The organism is Paenibacillus sp. A3M_27_13, assembly GCF_024213315.1.
In the GTDB taxonomy this organism is placed as follows: domain Bacteria; phylum Bacillota; class Bacilli; order Paenibacillales; family Paenibacillaceae; genus Paenibacillus; species Paenibacillus polymyxa_B.
Genome location: NZ_JANAVE010000011.1, coordinates 115,025 through 135,719, shown reverse-complemented (window position 1 = coordinate 135,719; position 20,695 = coordinate 115,025). Strand labels below are relative to the sequence as shown.

General features: G+C 42.1%; 14 protein-coding genes and 2 pseudogenes. 3 read left to right on the top strand and 13 right to left on the bottom strand.

Going from position 1 to position 20,695, the window contains the following annotated elements; all coding sequences use genetic code 11:
• Positions 1–8: 8 nt before the first annotated feature.
• Positions 9–893, bottom strand: coding sequence for an ABC transporter permease (locus NLX82_RS25205; protein WP_226887819.1), 885 nt, complete (start codon positions 891–893; stop codon positions 9–11).
• Positions 894–1,399: 506 nt separating this feature from the next.
• Here NLX82_RS25205 and NLX82_RS25200 point away from each other — a divergent pair.
• Positions 1,400–2,434 carry a LacI family DNA-binding transcriptional regulator gene (locus NLX82_RS25200; protein ID WP_254349223.1) on the top strand — a complete coding sequence of 345 codons (1,035 nt, stop codon included), beginning with the start codon at positions 1,400–1,402 and terminating at the stop codon, positions 2,432–2,434.
• Positions 2,435–2,456: 22 nt separating this feature from the next.
• A complete protein-coding gene (locus NLX82_RS25195; RefSeq protein ID WP_053325473.1) occupies positions 2,457–3,431 on the top strand; it encodes a carbohydrate kinase family protein in 975 nt (324 codons plus the stop codon).
• Positions 3,432–4,004: 573 nt separating this feature from the next.
• Here the strand turns inward: NLX82_RS25195 and NLX82_RS25190 are convergent.
• The 7 genes from NLX82_RS25190 to NLX82_RS25160 all read right to left on the bottom strand — a co-directional run bounded on the left by NLX82_RS25190 (position 4,005) and on the right by NLX82_RS25160 (position 14,202).
• Complete coding sequence (locus NLX82_RS25190) at positions 4,005–7,619, bottom strand: GH32 C-terminal domain-containing protein (RefSeq protein ID WP_110455563.1); 3,615 nt, start codon at positions 7,617–7,619, stop codon at positions 4,005–4,007.
• A gap of 163 nt (positions 7,620–7,782) precedes the next feature.
• A complete protein-coding gene (gene manZ, locus NLX82_RS25185) occupies positions 7,783–8,607 on the bottom strand; it encodes a PTS mannose transporter subunit IID (RefSeq protein WP_013309479.1) in 825 nt (274 codons plus the stop codon).
• Positions 8,608–8,635: 28 nt separating this feature from the next.
• On the bottom strand, positions 8,636–9,406 hold the full coding sequence (locus NLX82_RS25180; protein WP_023988666.1) for a PTS mannose/fructose/sorbose transporter subunit IIC: 771 nt from the start codon (positions 9,404–9,406) through the stop codon (positions 8,636–8,638).
• 39 nt (positions 9,407–9,445) lie between these two features.
• Positions 9,446–9,928, bottom strand: coding sequence for a mannose/fructose/sorbose PTS transporter subunit IIB (locus tag NLX82_RS25175; RefSeq protein ID WP_023988665.1), 483 nt, complete (start codon positions 9,926–9,928; stop codon positions 9,446–9,448).
• A gap of 1 nt (position 9,929) precedes the next feature.
• Positions 9,930–10,349: a PTS sugar transporter subunit IIA gene (locus NLX82_RS25170; protein WP_013309476.1), complete on the bottom strand. Its 420-nt coding sequence runs from the start codon at positions 10,347–10,349 to the stop codon at positions 9,930–9,932.
• Positions 10,350–10,550: 201 nt separating this feature from the next.
• Complete coding sequence (locus tag NLX82_RS25165; protein ID WP_254349222.1) at positions 10,551–13,331, bottom strand: sigma-54-dependent transcriptional regulator; 2,781 nt, start codon at positions 13,329–13,331, stop codon at positions 10,551–10,553.
• A gap of 49 nt (positions 13,332–13,380) precedes the next feature.
• Complete coding sequence (locus NLX82_RS25160) at positions 13,381–14,202, bottom strand: Cof-type HAD-IIB family hydrolase (protein ID WP_023988663.1); 822 nt, start codon at positions 14,200–14,202, stop codon at positions 13,381–13,383.
• Positions 14,203–14,475: 273 nt separating this feature from the next.
• On the opposite strand from NLX82_RS25160, the gene rpoN reads away from it, so the two are divergent.
• Entirely contained in the window at positions 14,476–15,858 is a 1,383-nt protein-coding gene (gene rpoN / locus NLX82_RS25155) for an RNA polymerase factor sigma-54 (protein WP_254349221.1), read from the top strand.
• 210 nt (positions 15,859–16,068) lie between these two features.
• Here the strand turns inward: rpoN and NLX82_RS25150 are convergent, their stop codons facing one another.
• The 5 genes and pseudogenes from NLX82_RS25150 to NLX82_RS25130 all read right to left on the bottom strand — a co-directional run bounded on the left by NLX82_RS25150 (position 16,069) and on the right by NLX82_RS25130 (position 20,644).
• The gene (locus NLX82_RS25150; RefSeq protein ID WP_023988661.1) at positions 16,069–17,037 is read right to left on the bottom strand and encodes a LacI family DNA-binding transcriptional regulator; all 969 of its coding nucleotides are present in this window, start codon (positions 17,035–17,037) and stop codon (positions 16,069–16,071) included.
• Between the two features lie 749 nt (positions 17,038–17,786).
• Positions 17,787–18,413, bottom strand: a pseudogene (locus NLX82_RS25145) (FMN-dependent NADH-azoreductase); the annotation flags it as partial.
• A 695-nt stretch (positions 18,414–19,108) separates the two neighbouring features.
• Complete coding sequence (locus NLX82_RS25140; protein ID WP_023988659.1) at positions 19,109–19,540, bottom strand: RrF2 family transcriptional regulator; 432 nt, start codon at positions 19,538–19,540, stop codon at positions 19,109–19,111.
• A gap of 91 nt (positions 19,541–19,631) precedes the next feature.
• A pseudogene (locus tag NLX82_RS25135) lies at positions 19,632–19,900 on the bottom strand (manganese catalase family protein); the annotation flags it as partial.
• Between the two features lie 159 nt (positions 19,901–20,059).
• Positions 20,060–20,644 carry a TetR/AcrR family transcriptional regulator gene (locus tag NLX82_RS25130; protein WP_028541261.1) on the bottom strand — a complete coding sequence of 195 codons (585 nt, stop codon included), beginning with the start codon at positions 20,642–20,644 and terminating at the stop codon, positions 20,060–20,062.
• Positions 20,645–20,695: the final 51 nt, after the last annotated feature.

The window sequence follows — 20,695 nt, the reverse complement described above, 5'->3', positions numbered from 1 at the left end:
CTCCTTCTTTAATACAGCCCTTCTCCTTCGTTCAGCTTCTTGACGACGGTATTTACGAAAATCAACAGGACTACATTAATTACGGAATTGAACAACCCGATTGCCGTAGAATAAGCATAATCGCCGGATTGCAACCCCACCTTGTATACGTAAGTCGCGATGATTTCCGAGGTTGGTGTGTTCAGAGCCGTCTGCATCAGGTAAGCCTTTTCATAGCCGATCGACATAATACCTCCTGCAGCGAGAATGAACAGGACGGCCATGACGGGTTTAAGAGCTGGCAGATCAATGTGGAAGATTCTCTTCATCAATGAAGCCCCATCAATTGTTGCAGCGTCATGCAACTGCGGGTCCACATTGGCTAAGGTGGCCACATAAATGATAGAAGACCAGCCCGCTGTTTGCCATATACCGGACAAAATATATACCGTTCGGAAATAGGCGGGATCAGTCATAAAAGAAATCGGCTTGCCGGTGAAGGTTGTTACCAAAGCGTTCACTATTCCAGCTGGCGATAGAAAAACAAACAGCATACCGGCAACAACAACAACCGAGATGAAGTTAGGTGCGTATACAATAAGCTGAATATTCTTCTTGAGCTTCGCTCCTCTGATCAGATTTAGCATTAAGGCCAGAATAATCGGTACTGGGAAACCGAGAATAAGACCGTAAGCGCTTAATTTAAGCGTATTCATTAAAATGTCATAAAAATTTGGTGATGAAAGAAACCGCTGAAAATGTTCAAATCCAACCCATTCGCTGCCCATGATTCCTTTTCTTGGGCTGAAATTTTTAAACGCAATGATCGAGCCGTACATGGGAACATACTTGAAAATGACGGTAAGAATTATGGACGGAAGCAGAAACAAATACAATATATAATTTCGAACCATGTAGCTTAACCAATGGTTTCTCTTTTTTGTTTCTGAAGCCTTTAGTCCCCTTTTTTGAACGATCGAATTCCCCAATGTTTTCCCTCCTACTGTTCACGGCTTGTTATACGACACAAAATATAAGCCATGTTATGTCACCTCTCTGACATAATTCACCAAGATGTTTTCAAATACTTGCTTGTAATATCCACACCTCCAACAGAACTAGAATTTTACACATCCCCAAAATGAATGGGTTTACAATTTACATTTGAACACTTTTTACTCTTACAATTTAGCAGATGTATATTTAATTAGTCAATATATTTCGGGTGAATAAATTCATTCAAAAAGCATATTTCAAGATAATTATAATGTTTTTAGCAAAAATACATCAAAAACACACGATATAAATAAACAAATGTAAATTTTTATTGTTCATTTGAATAAATTCATTGTTAAAAACATGAAAATACTATATATTTAGAAATATGGAGAATCTTAATTCGGAGAATAAGGTGAACAAAATGACGAGAAAGTCAAAGGTTACGATACAAGATATCGCTGATGCCTTGGGGATTTCTAGAAACACTGCATCCAAGGCGCTTAATGGAGTAGAGAATATTCCTGCCGTAACGAGGGACAAGGTGATCAAAAAGGCAGTGGAGCTTAAATACAAACAATTTTCTTATATGGAAACAGCCTCTGAAAAACAGGGCAATATCGCACTTTTGACCTGTAATCTTCCCAATAGTTCACACTTTGGATCGCTACTGATCAGCGGGCTGGAGAAGGAAATCAGCAACCAGGGCTATACATTATCCATTTATTTTGTCCGTGAGAACGATATCAATTCGATGACCCTGCCCGGCAATTTCGAACCTTCGAATGTGGCTGGCATCTTCTGCATCGAAATGTTCAGCAAGGAATACAGCAAGATGATCACAGATCTTTGCATCCCAACCATTTTTATTGATTGCGCTGCGGATATGATGTATCCAGAATTGAAGGCGGATCTGGTATTAATGGAAAATGAACACAGCACATACTGTGTTACCCGGAAATTAATTAATCATGGCTATGAAAGCTTCGGTTTTGTAGGCGATTACAATCACTGCAAAAGCTTCAATGAACGCTGGACCGGATTTAATAAGGCCTTAGCTGAAGCAGGAATCGCCGTAGATCCTGCTCATAGCATTGTAGCGCCTGACCGCAACTTCTTTATAGAGGAGAACTGGATGGAACAGCAGTTGGATGCCCTGAGGGAGTGTCCCTCCGTCTTTATTTGTGCCAATGATTTCATTGCCATCAGCGTGATCAAATCTTTGAAAAACAAAGGGATTAAAGTTCCGGAAGATGTTGCTGTCTGCGGGTTCGATGATGCTTCGGAATCCCGGGTTGTCGAGCCTCATCTTACAACCGTGCATATTTATAGTAGTCAGATGGGTATTATTTCAGCCGAAATGTTATTGTCCAGAATCAAAGACAATACCATGCCATACCGAGTGACTCATGTTGCAACGGATATCGTATACCGGGACTCGACCCCTGTTCTAAACTAAATCTACCAAGAGGTGAATCAAAGTGAAAAATGACAGAACGGTTCTTTGTGTGGGCGAGCTGCTCATTGATTTTTTCTGCACGGATATTGATGTTAATCTTGCCAAGGGTCAGCATTTCTCCAAGCAGGCCGGCGGCGCTCCGGCAAATGTAAGCGCAGCCGTAGCCAAGCTCGGAGGAAAAGCGTCATTCTTGGGGAAAGTCGGGGCTGATCCCTTTGGCATGTACCTGAAGCAAACTCTGGATGAGCAGCATGTGGATACGTCCATGCTCCTTTTTGATCCGGCAACGCCGACTACACTGGCCTTTGTTTCCCTTGCGGCTAACGGCGAACGGGATTTCGTGTTCAACCGCGGAGCTGACCGTCAACTGTCTCTGCAGGACATTGATAGAGAATGGACCCGGCAGGCTGCCATTCTGCATTTTGGCTCGGCAACGGCCTTGCTCGCCGATCCTTTCCGAGAAGCGTATTTGTCTTTATTAGATGGAGCGAAGGCCAATGGGCAATTCACCTCCTTTGATCCCAATTACCGGGGGGACCTCTGGAAAGACAGGCAGGAGGAATTTATCACACTGTCCAGAAGAGGAATACACAATGCGGATTTGGTAAAGGTAAGCGAAGAGGAATTAAACATCATTACAGGGCTGGCTGACCGCGATGCTTCATTGGAACTTTTGCATGGGTTGGGAGCCAAGACGGTGGCAGTTACCTTGGGGAAAGAAGGAACCCTCATCTCAAGTGGTGCCTCCCGTTCGTTAGTCGGCAGCATTGCTGTCAAATCGATCGACTCTACTGGTGCCGGAGATGCCTTTGTCGGAGCAATGCTGTATCAAATCAGCCAGTTGAGTCAGCCTAAGGCATTTACCTCTAACGCGAAGCAGCAGCAGGAATTTGTGACACTTGCCAATCAAGTTGGCGCCATCGTGTGCACTAAAGTTGGAGCGATTGCAGCCTTGCCGTCGTTGGAAGAAGTTAATCGTTTCGTAGCGCAAGGTTGAATCTAGGAACGTAAGAACTGCAAAAGGTGTCCGACGATCTCTAAGGTCGCTGGACACCTTTTTATGTAGAGATCCGTCGTTCATTGGAAAGATGCTGCTGATCAGGGCACCTTCCAATGAATGACGAAAAGCTTGGTCGATGAAAATGAAAACTTTTATATCGCAAATGAAAGAAAAAATTATTCGCGAAGTACCAAAAATTGTGCAACCAAGCCTATACAAATAGAGTGGTTGCATTAAGTCAATTTACACTTAGCCTGATTATTTTCTGATTTTGCTGATGAAAAACGGATATTCAGGGAACACTTCAATCTCCAGTTCCGATACCAACATTACATACTTGGATTTCATCAAAAATATCGAATGTCTTCTTATGTATTCTTCAACCCATATATAGAAGGTATCGTCTTCAATCATAACCGCTTCTGTAAATTCCCTGCTTAAGCTTGGATTTTATAAGGGTAGTTTTGATTGGAAACTTTGTGTCGATGTAAAAAAAGTTTGTGTCGCTGCTGCGCGGCGACACAAACTAAACTCATAGAGATACAAATGTCATTATTTAACCAACTTTAATCATTCATCTTTATGTTTTAGTTTCACTTTAACTTCATTAAAAAAAGCCGTTGTATCCCATACATTGAGACCAAAGTTTCCTTCTTTATAAGTTTGATCTTTTGTGTCGATAACTAATTTATTGTTCAAATAAACCTTAGTGATGTCGCCTTGCGCTTCTACTTTGAGATGATAATCTGTATTTGGCTGTAAATCCAGTTTTCCATCATTGTTATATGTCGCAATTTCATATCCGGTTCCATCAACAAATTTAATTAATTTTACAATATTATTTTTTATATCAACATTTGCTGCATACGAATTCTTTGCAGTTAAGTCAGAACGAAAAACCAATGAACCTGCTCCAATGGAGTTATCTATCAAATCTTTTTCAGAATTACCGGGGTGGGAATCTGTATCTGGCACGTTTATATTGGCTTCATATACAAAATTCCTGCCGGTCACTTTTGATACTATGAAAGCATCTCCCTTACTCTGTCCCTGTTTTCCATGAATGGTGTCCGCCCAGTTCCCGTTAACGATGGTCCAACCTGATAAGTTTGATTTAAAAGAAGAGTTCTTTTCTTTCCATACACTCTTTAGAGGATATAGGTCCAAAGATTTCAGCTTCACATTTCCGCCCTTACTATAAATTTTTAATCCTTTGCTTGCAGAATCCGCGAATATCTGATCGGTAATCACGGTCGTACCATCATTACCGAACACCTCTACAGCTGATCTATCAACAATTACCTGCAATTTAACCGTGCCGTTTTTTGCCTGTAATGGTCCCTCATGCTTGCCAACTACACTACTTCCGTAATCGAAATCTCCTGAATGAGTCCGGTCTACAAATAATTGTTCGTTGTAGACATCGTAACCGACAGTAGTATATTGCTCACCTCCTTCACGGATCTTGAAGCCAAATTCTGTTGCCTTAGTATCCGATACATCAAACAAAGCGATCAGTTCAAATGTATCTTCTGATAAATTAGAAAGAAGATGGCTGTTACCCGATATCATTTTATTGGTATACGATATACGATCCCCTCTGTCACGAATGCTTTTTAGCGAAATAGGGGTTTGTTTTAAACGTAGACCCTTTGTGGTTTGAGTGAGCTCCATCTTCCGCGGCAGTGTTGTTGAACTTCTCCACGTTGAGGTGGGTGTATCGTTGGCATACTTCCAATTACTCATCCAGCCGAGCCAATATTTCTCACCCTTCTTCCCTTCTACTCCACTCCAATCCACAGCAGCATAAAAATCAGCGCCATAGTCAGTCCATAACACTTTATCGGAAGTATTTTCATTTTTAAACGTTTTACCGTCAAAGCTGCCTACAAAATACTGCATGCCCGATCCGCCTGCCGGAGCACCATCATTTATACTTACCTGTAGGACCCACTTTCTTTTTGAAGGATCGCCATCAACCGGCAATTCGACTAACGTAGGACATTCCCATACTCCTCCGATGCTGCCGTTTGTGGAAGGAATCCACTGTCCAGAAACAGCGGACCAATCTGTGAGGAGACCGCTTTGTTTCATATCTGTTTTCTCCGGCTCTTTTGCAACCTGGTCAACTTTATCCGATATGGTCCCTTCATTATAAACATTAACATCATCAACATTTATATGACCGTAACCATCTTTGGCATGGTCTACTACCTTGATATATAATACTTCACCAATATATTTGGACGCGTCCCATACGTATTTTGAATATTTTTCTTCATTAAATTTTATATTGGCCTGGCGGATCAATTCTTGATCGTCGGCTGCTCTGACCAATGATACATAGGTATTGTCGCCATCATCGCCTGCTCCTAGTAACAGATTGATTTCTCCGGATCCGCTTAATTTAAAATAGGAGGAATGCAGTTCACCCGTTGCTTCATCTCCCTCGTGAAGCTTGGAATATCCCCACAAGTGATAATTCCCCTCATGTCCGAAGGGTCCACCCCAATAAGTCGCTTCACTGGATACATGATCATTCGAAAAAGTATCACCCTGGGTCACCGTCCATCCGGTTAAATCGCCTGTTTCAAAATCATGATTGATGATTTCTTTCTCATCGGTCATGATATTTCTACCCAGTTGAACATCCTGAAATATCGCAGAAGAGTGCAAAAGATGTAATCCAAAATGGCCGGACAGGAAGGTTGCATCATCGATATCATGAATGAGATTTCCGTCCAGATACATCTTTATATTTGTTCCAAATGTGCTCACTTTTAAATCATGGCTTTGATAAGTATCCAGCGTTACTGTGGTTTCAGCCAGAACCGTTTTATTCCCGTCTTCCATTTTCACAATTTTCACTTTATCGTTTAAAGCATCGATACTCGCCATATATCCATTTTTCGCATCAGCATCCGTCCGGAAAACAAGTGATCCTGTTTCATCTCCTCCCTCTGACAAATCTATAATCGCATTATATATAAAGTTGTCCCCAGTCTTACCACTTATGATAAAAGCATCATCTGCAGATGTACCGCTTTTCCCCTCCATGGTATCTTCCCACCGGCCGGTTACAGCTGTCCAATTAGATAGATTGGTTGCAAAGTTAGAGGTGTTCTTGAAATTCACATTTCGGAAGGAAGCTGTTGAATTCCAGGCGGTCAGACCGTAATAACCATAATCAAATTCAGTATCCGTTTCTTTAATTACAGACTGATTATCTATAAACACCTGAATGTCATGACCATATACGTCTACCTGCACGTTGTAAGTTGATGAGGTTCCCAGGGTTAAAGACTTGCTAGCAATTTCTGTATTCGATCCATCGACATTCTTATTTAAAGTAACGACATCATTTTTGGCATCCAGGCTGACGACATAACCGTTTTTCGCATTCTTGTCAGCACGAAAAACCAGACCTCCTGAGCCTTCCCTGCCATTCTTTTTATTAAGGGTAATATCTCCCTCATAGGTGAATGAACCGCCTTCCTGTGAAGACATAGCGTACGAAGTGGTATCCACACTGTTGGCCTGTATTCCGTTATCTTCACCAAATTCGCTTGCATAGGTCCACTGTTTTAAATTGGGGGAAGTATACAACATTACTTTATTCGCTGCGGCCAAAGACATCACCCATTGTCTGGAGTCTTCATGCCAGAATACTTTAGGGTCTCGCCAATCCGATATCGGGGGATCCGGCATTACCGGATTTCCTTCATACTTGGTCCAGGTTCTGCCTCTATCTAAGCTGTACGCAATACTTTGAACCTGGCCGTTATCCCCGGAATGAGTGAAGATCGCAACCATCGCTTCTTTTCCGAACCCTGCTGTATTGTTCCAATCGATCACAGCACTTCCCGAGAAAATCTGACCGTTTTCATCTGGATACAACGCAATCGGTAAATGTTTCCAATGAATAAGGTCTTTGCTCACCGCATGCCCCCAATGCATCGGTCCCCATTTCGTCCCATAAGGATGATACTGGTAAAAAAGATGATATTCACCCTTATAATAAACCATTCCATTCGGGTCGTTCATCCAGTTAGCCTCAGGCGAAAAATGAATCTGATTACGGTAAGGTTCATCGTAATAACCAAGATCCGCTGCAAAGGCGGGAGTTAATGGTAAACTAAATACCATAAAGCAAATAAGCAACATACTTAACTTCCTCTTCACCATCTTTCACATCCTCTTTTAATATTTTGAACACCTAGTGTTATTCTTAACATCACAAATAAAGCGTTTACATTTATCTCTATAACTCAATTTCTTATGTTTACGCTGTTTTGGTCACAAAAATCCGACAAAGTCCGGCCAAGGATGACTCCCTGACCGGCACGTTTTAAGCCAAAACCCCAAATGCGTACCCAATAATGCCTACTGCGAATAAAGCAAAAATCAGAGCGATTGCGTTCACTTTCTTTTTCAGTAGCCTCATACATAAAAAGGTCAATAATAGTGGTAAAAGTCCGGGCATCAATTGATCCAAAATCATCTGAACGGTCGTAATAACCTCTTTTCCATCCGTTCCCACATATCTTGATACCACCAGCGGCACATTCAGGGTGGTCCATTTGGAAACAAGTGCGCCCATAACGAAAAGCCCCAGTATGGAGGCTGACTCCGTGAGTTTTTGCAACCGGTTTCCAGACATATCGGAGACAATCTCCGTACCTTTGTGATAACCGTATTTCAGACCGTACCATTTCGTTGCCAAGCGTGCGGTGTTAAAGAGAAGGAAGAAAAGAACCGGTCCGACAAGGCTACCGGATAAGGCGATTGAGGCTCCGAGTGCAGCCAGAACCGGGCGTAAAGTCCCCCAGTAAATGGGGTCACCCACTCCCGCAAGGGGTCCCATTAAACCGACTTTGACTCCACTTATGGTGGCATTGTCAATCGGCTGGCCGCTTGCTTTCTGCTCTTCCATCGCAGCCGTTACACCCATAATAGGCGCTGAGATAAACGGTTGAGTGTTGAAAAATTCCAGATGTCTTTTCAATGCCTCTTTTTGATCTTCTTTCTTGCTGTACAGCCGCTTAATCGCAGGGATCAAGGTGACACAGAAACCGATCGACTGCATTCGCTCAAAATTGAACGAGCCTAACAGGAAGCATGAACGGACAAACATCTTATTTAAATCACTTTTAGTCAGCTTCTTTTCTTTCATAGTGCTCTCCTCTCCCTTCAGGTAGTTACTATAACTCTTCAATTTCTTCCATCTTCTCATTACGCTGGTTGTATTTTGGGCTCAGCTGGATGTAAAGCAGAGCCAGAACCGCGCCAATGACCCCAAAACCAACCAGATTAATGCTGGTAAAAGCTGCAATGACAAAGCCCAGAAAGAAGAATGGCATCAGGTATTTGGCTGCCATCATATTAATGACCATCGCATACCCTACGACTACGATAAAGCCGCCCGCAATTTGTAGTCCTCTTGTGATTACCTCCGGAATTGCGTTAAGCATAGCAGTCACCAGGCCCGTTTCTGCGGCAACTGCCACCAAAACAGCGGGCAAAGCAACGCGCAGACCTTGCAAAAGTAAGGCAATAAAGTGACATAGCTCAATTCCTTTGAAATTTGCAGATTCCGCATACTTATCAGCTAAATGCTGGAAGAAGACAGTAATCGTCCTGACAAAAATGGTAAGCACTTGTCCGGCGGCTGCAATTGGAATCGCAACGGCAATTCCGGCGCCGATCGATTGATGGCCGACGATGACCAAAATGGTTGAAACCACACTGGCTAGAGCAGCGTCTGGTGCCATGGATGCTCCTACATTCATCCATCCCAAAGCCATTAATTCCAGAGTACCGCCAAGTATAATGCCAGTTTTGAGATCGCCAAGGACAAGGCCAATCAACGTACACGCAATCAGAGGACGATGGGTTTGCCCTTCATCTAGAACGCTACCCATGCCACATATGGCCGCTACCAGTGTTACCATCACAATTTGAAAAACAGTCATTTCTATAACTCCTCTCTAGTTGCCGCCTGGTATTTACGATCACAAATCCTGCAGTTTGGTAATCAAGTTGATTTTCGGATCACTGGCTACTTTTCTGATTTCCAGCTCAATGCCTCTTTCATGCAGCTTACGAAATGCATCTACATCCTGTTGGTTTACGGATACCGCCCCGGTAATCTGTGTCTTTCCTTCCTTAAAACACATTCCTCCAACATTCACCGAGCGGATGGGTACTCCCCCTTCTACAACCCGCAGTACATCCGTAGGGTTGGTAAAGAGGAACAATGTTTTAAAATCACTGTATTTGGGGTTATTATAAGCCTCTATCGCTTTGTTAATCGTTACGACATACGCCTTAATTCCAGGCGGCGACACCTGAAGCAATAAGGTTTTGCGTAATGTATCCGCTGCGACTTCATCGCTAACCGCGATGATCTTGTTGCACTTCGCTTCTTTCACCCAAACGGTCGCCACCTGACCGTGAATCAGACGGTCATCAATACGAACTAATGCAATTTCCATTCTATAATTCCTCCTCTAATTGACTGTTTCGAATGGCACGAAAAGACATCATGGAATCGTGCCCCGCATGTATCGCTAGATTTACCAAATTCTCTACTTGTTCAATCCCTCTGTTTGCAAGAAGGTCAACGATCATTGGCAGGTTTACTCCTGTCACAATATCCATTTTTTCATGGTTAACTGCAATTCGGCTGGCAGCATTATAAGGACTGCCGCCGAATAGATCAACAAGGAAGATAACACCGTCCGTCCAATCCAGCGATGCCAACGCAGCCTTATATTTCTCTACAAGTCCGCTGACACTTTCACCTGGTTCAAACGTAACACCTGCCACATTATCCAATTGGCCGAAAACCATTTCTGTTGACCTCAGTATTTCTTCAGAAAATTTCCCGTGTGTCCCAACAATTACACCGATCATCTGTCTCACCCCCTTTGTTTCTCTCCACATATATCTATGATGCAAGTTCTGTGCCAAACTTCTGTATAGATCAGAGGGAATTTTGTAAACAACAAAAAAACCCCCGTTGCGTCGGAGGTTTTTTCCAGTCTGAACAGATCATTATTTATCAATCTCCACTGCTTTCATACACATATGAAAGCGTTTTATACTCTTTGGCCATTACTGTGGAATAAAGTTATATACTTCGCTCAACATTTCGCAAATATAATATTTTTCGTCATCAGAAAGAGTAAGATTCATACCAGAAACAAATATGCTGCATGAACGGTTTACCACCTCGAATATGTGCTGGTCGAGCTGTTTCACTTCCCCCTGATAAACAAGTCCATCGCGAATAACCATACGTTCCAGCGCATAAGCTGTGTGAGTAGAAATTTGGACTTTTGTTGCATAATCAAATTTGACTTCTAATCCAAGTTCCAGCTCTTGCACAAATCTCATCACCATTCCCAGAATTTTGTGGGGATTCAAATAAGTCATAAATTCTTTCAGACTTTCCTCGCATAACTCCCTGACGACTACACTTTGATCCACAGCAGGGATCTGTTTGTTATTCAGCAGTAGCTCTCTCAATGTCTGCTCACCGCTTGCTTCAATCAGCTTTTCCAAAGGAATAAACGGGATTTCCGGCTCGCTTGGCCGTTTTACTCCAATCACAGCAAGAATTGTTCGCTTAGACCGCATATCCTGGACCACTTTATCCAACTCCCTTACGTTTGCCGGGACAACAAGTATTTCCTCATCCGTCAAATCGCAGACAATTTTCTCTACAAACTCTTTCAATTTGACCGCTGCACCTTTGCCGGAGGAGCAAACCGTCACAATTGCCTTATGAACTACTTTCACTGCGGCGCTGCTATTGTTATATCCCCTGAAATCCTTTAGCGATTGGTATATTTCCTCTATCCCCATGTCAAAAACACTGGCCTTTCGGACAGCCTCCAGCGTGAGCGGAGTTGAAACCATATCAATAGTCTTTACATTGATTCCAACACGTTCCATAATAGTTTCTTCAAGATTGAGCAAAGAGCCCATATCAACCAGCAGCAACACGCCTCTACCACGGTCAATGCTCTTTACTTTATCGATAATAAGCTCCAAAATTTCCCTAGGACTGACATCGAGAGGCATATCAACAGCACAAAGATTAGAACTGCCCAGCAAGCTGTCTACGACGCCGACGATGCTGCTCGCTGTACTGGTACCGTGTGCTGCCACAATAATTCCCACACTACCCTGTCGTTCTTCCTCAACAGATTTCAGAAGAATCGCCATATAAGTTATTTCGGCCTCCGGTACATGTACACCAAACTTAGACTCGATCAAACTTTTGATAGTCTGGGCCAGTCTGTACTCTTCATCATGTTCATTCATCGGTTCATAGATTCGTGCATCACCGTATTTTTTCTCTCTGGTGCGCTTGAAAAAGGCGCTTAAATGAAGACTGAAAGCATACACGAATCTCTCGCTGTAAATTCGGTTTAGTTCCTTTTTGGCCATTTCCTTAATCTGCTCGGAGAATTCAAGGATGTCTTTGTCCACAATTTTCAGAATTCGTTCCCTGCTCCCCTTGGTGTTATAAAAACGGTTATAAAAGCTTTTAATATGGATATTGACATCCGTAGCAATAAATCTGTGGATGTAGGCGTCGTCTAGCCCTTCTTCCTTCAACATGCTAATCTTGTCTTCAATTAGTTTGTAAAGGTTAAACGGCAGCTCGGAAACAACCTCTTCATCCAAAGCTTTTCTTCCTTCAGGAGTAATGTATAGGCACGAGGAAATACATCCGATTTCCTTCATCTTATATTGCGTTTTATCAATATTAAACAAACCATCTCGGATATTTCCCGGCAGGTTTTTAAAATCAAGTCCTATTTCTTCTTTGTTTTCATGTATGCTGTTTAAAAAACCTTTAGCGCATACCAGTTGGATGTTCGACTTTAACTGGCCGATATTGCCGTAGGTGACGCTGCCGATCAGTGCTCTTACTACCTCTGGTTCAATCCTAATCGGCTTGTTTACCCTATTGGCCTCGTTAGCAAACAAATGCTTCAAAATCAGCATTTGCTCCTCAATAGCACGTTCCTGAAGGGAAGGGATATTGATTGTGATGGGTATGCGCCTAATGAAGGTTTTTAGCATGGATGATCCGGGATCCTCCGTCGTAGCTCCAATCAATAACACACTCGCATCTCTTTTTCGATCCGTTTCGCCCAATTTGTTATAGGTGTGAGTATCCATGAAATAGAAAATCATTTCCTGGCCTTCCGGGGGTAAACGGTGAATCTCATCCAAAAACAGGATGCCTCCGTCAGCTTTCTCCACCAGCCCTGCCTTTTCATGATCAGCGCCTGTAAACGCCCCTTTAACGTGACCAAAGATGTGGGAAAGTAGCAAGTGGGGGTTATTGAAATAATCAGCGCAGTTAAAAACGATAAATGGCGCATGCTCTGAAAACCGCTTCATATACTTGCCATAATGGTACATCAACCTGGCAAACATAGTTTTTCCAACACCCGTCTGCCCGACTATCAGGGTATGCAGACCTCTAGGAGGATACAGAATCGCTGCCTTCCCCTGCTCAACCTGGTTACGCATGCTGCCCCTGAAACCGATCAAGGCATGGAACGGATCGACCTGTTCGTCAGGCAGCAATACCTCTTTGATGCTTTTGACCTCAATTTGTTTCTCTTTCAGCCGAACCCGAAAGGTGTCCTCGATAATCTGCTTGTGCAGAAATCTGACCGGTCTTCCTTTGATTTTAAGGATTAGATCGTCACGCAGCAGATTATTCAACTCTTTGCTCACATTGTTTCTCAACATCTTTTGATCATCAGCAATTTCCGCAGCCGTAATCCCTTCCCCCGCAAATAAAGCCTCTTTGGAAATTTTCTTGGTGCTCTCGGCAATATACTCTAAAATCTTATCTATTCTTTTCACCTGTATTCCTCCAGCCTGAATCAGTCATTGGAAATTGATTTCAACCTGCTTATTTAGGGAACAGAATATGGTTTTTCAGCGCATGAGCAACTCCATCCTCGTCATTCGAGAGAGTAACGGTGTTGGCAGCAGCTTTGACCTCAAGGGGAGCATTTTCCATGGCAATGCCAAGTTCCGCAAAGGCCAGCATGTCGATATCATTGTAGTTGTCACCAATAGCCAGACAATCGCTTTGTTTCAGTTGGTACTCTTTTAGCAGAATTTGAATGGCTGCGGTTTTGGAAGCCTTTTTTGACATGATTTCCAGATAAGTAGGCTTGGATAAGTAGAGATTTACTTCCTCGCCGTATACGGGTCGCAATACTTGAAGGACGCGTCTGATCTCTTCGGGATCACCCATGCACAAAATTTTACTGGTTCCATCAGTCTCTTCCCTCCAACCATTGGTAAGCTTAGAAAAACTATAAATGCGAGGCTCGATATTGGTGATGTCACGTTCTTGAAGCGCCCATGCATCCAATTGCTCAATATACCACTCATCATCCTTATACAGGCTTACGTGAAGATCATAGGCAGCCAGGCTGTCAAGCAAACGCTGTGTCATTTGCTTATCTATATAACGGGTGTTCAGCTTGTTCCCGTGTTTATCTATAACAAGTGCCCCACTGTAGCATATGAGAGGCTCCGAAATACCAAGATGCTTCTGCAATGGAATAATTGCTTTTGGCATTCGCGCAGAGACAAGAACTACTGGAATCTGCTTATCATTTATAACCTGGAGAATGGTTTCTTTGGTTGCTTCCGTGATTTGATGCGCCGAGTTAAGCAGCGTCCCGTCAATATCAATGCAGACAATTTTATAAGTTTCCATAAATGATTCCTCCAGCTCCAGTGTATTTTGTTATTCAATGAATGAGTATACAAGAAAGATAGTGTATATAACCAAAAATACAACACACATAATAACTGTTACTTATTACGACAAGCTTTGGCTTGTTTTGAATCGTTTCTATCAGATAAAATTACTCGGTAACGTTAACATCTAGGCAGGAGAATTGCATAGGCATAGAGAAGTAGATCTTTCATAAATGACTGACTGTGAATTTGTTCCGGAAATGTATGGAAAAGGAGTTTGAATAAGTCAATGATACGATATGGATTACAACAGGAACAAGGATTCAAGCTGGTTATGACGCCCGAATTGCGACAAGCAATCACGATCTTGCAATATTCTTCGGCTGATTTAATATCCTTTCTGCATGAACAGGCGAACAATAATCCAGTCATTGATTTGCCGGAGTTTAATATGTCCATTGGCGGTATCAAAGAAGAAGCAGAGCAGTTTTCACAGAAAGATCAAGGAGAGCTGATTGAACATTATCGTGGCGGAGAAAAATATCCATCGGTCCAGCGAGCAACCCCCGTTACATTTCTGGACTTTGTCCCCAATCCGAATGATACCCTGTTTGAACACCTGAACAGGCAGCTTGGACTGGTATGTGGGCTTACAAATTCACAGCGTATGGTGGCACGGTACCTCATTGGCAATTTGAACGAAATGGGATATTTAGAACTTGATGTTCCAACAGTCGCCTCACTAGTGGACGTTTCCATAGCCGAAATTGAGGATATGCTCTTGGTGATACAGAGTTTTGATCCACCGGGGATCGCCTCTTACAGCTTGGAAGAGTGTCTTCTTCTCCAGCTCCAGCTTGCTGGCATGGATGATGAATGCATAGTCAGAATGGTAAGCAACCATCTGGCTGATCTGGCAAACAATCGGATACAAAAAATTGCGGATGCTCTTGAAATCGGTAGGCGAGAGGTTATACAGATGGCCGATCGAATTCGCAAGCTAAATCCATGCCCGGGCGCAGCATTTGCTCATAAAGAGCAGCAATACATCATAGCAGATATCACGGTCGAAAAAGCCAACGGCGAATATCTTGTCCTGATTAATGACATTAGTGCGCCGCGGGTTGAGATCAACCCTTTTTACCAGCAAATGATGCGGGATCTACCGAATAGTGAAACCAAACTTTTTATCCATGAGAAGATGAATACGGCAAAATGGCTGATCAATAGCCTGAAGCAACGTCGGCTGACCCTTCTACGGGTTGCCAAGGCCATTGTGGAAAAGCAACAGGATTTTTTTGAGCATGGCGTGTATTTCCTCAAACCAATCACCCAAAAGGAGATTGCCGAAAAGACGGGCTTACACGAATCCACGGTCAGCAGGGCGGTCAGTAATAAATTTATACAGACGCCACGCGGATTGTTCGAACTCAAATTCTTCTTTACTTCCTCCTTGACGTCAGCGGACGGAGATGCTGCTTCATCGGAGAGTGCAAAAAAGCGTATCAAAATTTTGATAGATGATGAGGACAAGCAAAAACCGTTATCGGATCAGGCTATTACTACCCTGCTGGGAAAGGAAGGTTTGCATTTATCACGCAGAACCGTGGCGAAATATCGAGAAGAACTAAGATATCTTTCTTCTGCCAAAAGAAAAAAGTTTGAAGTTTGAATGGTTAAAGATAGTGGCGATGCAGCAAGACAGGCAACGTCTCAGGAAAGCTTGATCCGACTCGCTAGTTCTTGAATTCACCATTACACCCCCTTTCTTGAACTAGGATGTTTTCACTTTTGAAACGTTTCCAATTTGCTGTAATAAAAACGTCAGTTAGTAGATCCACACTATGAATCGAAAGAATGAGGCTAATATTTTTCAATAAAATCATGTAGTTTCGCCTTGCTTGAAGACAACGGGGAGACGATACACTTGCTGATCTAAAGTTTCACCTTCGATTTTCTTATAAAGTAATCTGATTGTCATACGTGCCATCTCCTCCACTGGCTGCCTGATTGTAGACAATATCGGATGAAAATAAGGATGATCCTGAATCCCGTCGTAGCCGATAACCTTTACATCCTCTGGAACGCGAATGCCCTCCCTGCGCGCTCTTTCTATATAGCTGGCGGCTAACATATCGGTAATAGCAAAAATGCCGTCCACATCGCGGTGCTCATTTAGGAACTCGTTAAAATAGGCATCGTCGTCCACTATAGGGTCGGGCTTCTCGTAGATTACATAATCGACTCCCAATGTTTGCGCTTCATGAATGAAACCTTTTCTCCGATTCATGGTTTCACTGAAAACGGAAGTGACGCTTCCCATAAAAGCCGGTTTCTGGGCTCCCGCTTTAACAAGCTCCCTCAAAGCCAGACGCCCTCCCTCATAATTATCGGAGGTCACACAGGTAATTTTTTTGTTGAAGTGCCTATCAATACTTACAATCGGAATGTCATTGCTTACGCTATTCTCTATATCATTGTAAGTAATGCCGACAATACCAGCCACTTTGTTTTGCCGTAGCATATCCAGATAATATAGTTCCTTTTCGGGCTTGCCGCCGCTATTACATAACATGAGCTTAAAGCCTTCTCTATCCAACTCATCCTCAATGTAATAAGCCAGTTCAGAAAAAAAAGGATGCCAGATACTTGGAAGCAGCAAGGCTACCATCTTGGATTTCCTCATCTTGAAATTTCGAGCGACTTCATTAGGAAAATAATTCAGTTCTTGTATAGCTTTCTCCACTTTCCTGCGTGTTTCTGGTTTTACAGAGCCCGAGTTGTTAATAACGCGAGACACCGTTCCCACAGCTACGCCAGCTATGTTAGCTACATCTTTAATACTTGGCATCTCCCTCCCCCTATCTCTCTTTATGAAAATTATAATAACACTAAGATGGAAACGTTTCAATTATGTTTGAAACGCTTTTTTTGCTGACTGTTTTCATGCTTCCTAAAGAATGTCTTCGCTTTAATGAAGCTCTATTGTCAGTTGTATGCGGATCTAAAAAACAAGGCTTGTGATGAAAATTATCATTAGAGAGAACGGTTAAAATCTGTATCAATTTTTGTTCCGGAAATATGCCTACGCTTACTCAAGCGTTCTCTCCAGTACATCCGTCAGAAAAATGATTTGCTCCTCGAGCTTGCCCTTTTCATGACTACAAATGCCCACGGCCTTTATAAAAGCTTTTTATCTTCCCTGCCGGGCTGAAGCGCCAGTGTGGATTCCATTAGATATACGTCCTTGTCCTCTACATCTGTTCATATTCATCTCTATCCTTCTTGTTTTAGTGGTTAATCCTAAATTTCCTCCGAAAGACACGAATAGCGTTATTAAAAGTTACATGCCGACCGTTTCTTTAGTCCCATTTACCAATTTACCGAAGAGATCACGTTAAATTTGTAAAGGCAGCCGATAATCGGCTGCCTTTACGTTTAAATAGTGTTTGCAAAATTATATTTCTTATCTTCTAGAATAGGCTTGCAGATTTGCGTATATAGGCCTTACAAGAGCACATTTCTCAAGTGCTTGCCGTATCAACATTTGCCCAATAGAGCCGCTGGTGCCAAACAGGTAAAGCCTTCCTGGAAAGTGTCTTAGAACGTTGATGCTACTTTGGCCACTTCTTGAAGTCCTTCTTTTACAATCACTTCTGCACGATCCTTGTACTGATTATGTCCTTCAATAATAACATCGGTAGTTTGAATTCCGAAAAGGCCAAGATTCATCTTCACTGGTTTAACCGCTGATTCGAAGGATGCCATCGGCTCTATCGAGTACATTCCTCCACGTGCGCTTAGCAATGCGATTTTTTTATCACCGACAAGACCAACAGGACCTTCAGCAGTAAATTTAAATGTTTTGCCAACCTGGGAGATATGAGCGATGTAGTTGACCAACGGTGCAGGTGCCATGGTGTTCCAGAGTGGAAAGGCAATGACTACTTTATCTGCGGCAAGGAATTGATCCAGATAACGATTGGACGTTGTTGTGGCTTCCAACTCTTCTGCCGTAAGTTCATAACCTTGACTTAATTTATAGATGCCTGTGATCACAGTATTCCCATAAGTAGGAAGGTTCTCTACGAACAAATCAAGTTCAGTAATTACATCAGACGAATGGGTATCTTTATAAGTCTTGAGAAAAGTCTCATACATCTGAACACTTACTGCTTGATCTGCTGGGCGATCATTCGCTTTAATAAAAAGTACATTGGACATAGTAATTTCTCCCTTATAGTAAGATATTTATCTCAGTCCATTTCATATTGTGCCTTTTTTAAGCACATTTAAGACTTTTAAATGCAACTGCGATGAGCACATTATAATTCATTTATTCCTTAATCTCAAGTTCTATTTCTGTACGAATGTTAGGTTACAAAATATGCTTTATAACGTTGTAGTACAGGAGTGACACCTGATTGTTTGGTCAGTAGGAGCAATGGCGTTTTGAGGGGGAGCCCTTTCACAGTATTCGTAACCATATATATCTATCATCTGAATACATCTATAGATGACTAACCGTGATCGATGAGAAGGTATACTTTTAAACATTTTTCTTACAACTAGGGTTTTAAATAACTTACTTTCGTCTATTGATTGAACTTACCATCAAAATTTATATGGCTATCTAAAAGATATTGGGAACGGGTCTATTCTGGTAGTATCCTTTAATACTTTAACAGGTATTACCATACCAGTGCTGTTCTCTATATACAATAGTTGCAAGTATGCGCAATTGTGGGGATGAGTGATCAGTGTACTGTTATAACAAAATCCAGCAAGAAAATAAAAAGTCGCCAATATGGCGACATCTTTAACTCTTAACCACTAAGGCAGCATCATTGGTTAAAGCTTTTGAGATGCATCTTTGAAACAGCACATTACAAATTTATGCCTGTTTTTTTATTTTTTACTAATTAAAGTAAATCTATACGGTTAGCGACATCATCGATTGTAAACTGACTCAAATATTTTATAGTGTGCTGTTCAGTTTCATACAGAATTTTTTCCAATTCAAGATCAAGCTGTTTAGCGGCATCTCCACAATCGATATCAAAATCAGATTCTGATATATCCGTATTTACTGCATAATAAATATCACCTAAAGTAATTAGACTGGGAGCTTTTCGTAAAATGTAGCCCCCCTCACGTCCACCTTTTGACTCCACGATACCTGCAATGGTTAAAGACTGCATGACTCTTCTCATGAATGTAGCATGCGATTTAACTTGACTCGCAATCATTGCACTAGATAAAACGCTGTTACTTTTTGCTAGCCATACGACAGAATGAACGGCTATTTTAAAACGGGGAGGACCAATGTGGATTCCGCGATTTGCTGTACTCATATGAACACACCTTTTCTCTGTTTAGTTATTATTGGTTATTTAAACTGAATTGGAACTGATAATAAGCTTTAAATATTCTCAATTCGTTCTGCTAAAGAATATATACCTTTTTCTTTCCCGTATATTCAATAATAATCTGCACCGACTCCTTAAACCGCAGCGCATGCACAATCTCCCGCTCCCGCAGAAACTTGAGGCTGTCTTACAGATCCACATCATCCGTCTTGTCAATCAGCCACTGGTATGTAGCTTGGGCCTTTTCTTCGGCGGCTATTTACTCATACAAATCTGCCAGTGGATCACCTCTAGCCGCGTGTAGGTCGTGATGAACGGAACCCCTGTTGCACTGTTGTAGAACAAGACTACTAGACTGCCGCTGCTTTATTAACTAACGTACCCAGTTAGCATAATGACCTGTTTGTTGACTATATGTCCCTAGATTAAGTTCCCCTTTAATAAAGACTGTTCGGCATAAGAAGATCTCTCTTAGAGAGAGCGTTACTTTGTCTGATTGAACAACTAACGTACACCTTCCTCAATAAAAAATTTCAGCCCTTGAGAAAGATAAGGTATCACCAATTGGATATATTCTTCAGCTGGCCTTGTATCGTTATATTGCCAGTTAACGGCCGCCCCGTAAATGCTCCAGCTTAACATTACAGATGCAATTCGAACGGATTCCTCACGGACTCCTGCATTCTGATTCATCATCATCTCGAAAAATACTTGCTCAAGTTCTTTCTTAATTATCGCTTCTATTACAGAAGTAAATGATTCGAAGCTTTTTCGACATTGGGAAGCCAGCGAAGATTGAAATTGAGTAACCGACATAAATACACTGGCAAGCGTCGTTTCATTGAGCTGGTCATGTATTGAAATTTCTCTCATTACGTTCGTCATTAGATGTTCTTCCAGTGTTTTTTCGAGCAGATCGTATTTATCCATAAAATGATAGTAAAAGGTGGCACGGTTGATCGTTGCTTCTGATGTAATGTCTTTAATACTGATATTCTTAAAATCCTTTTTCGTTGAGAGGAGAAGAAATGCATCCATAATTAATCTGCGTGTACGTACAAAACGTGGATCGAGCCTGTTTTCCGTCATCTCACCTCCACTTTTTAGACATTTCACTGCATATGTCGTATATCCGATAAA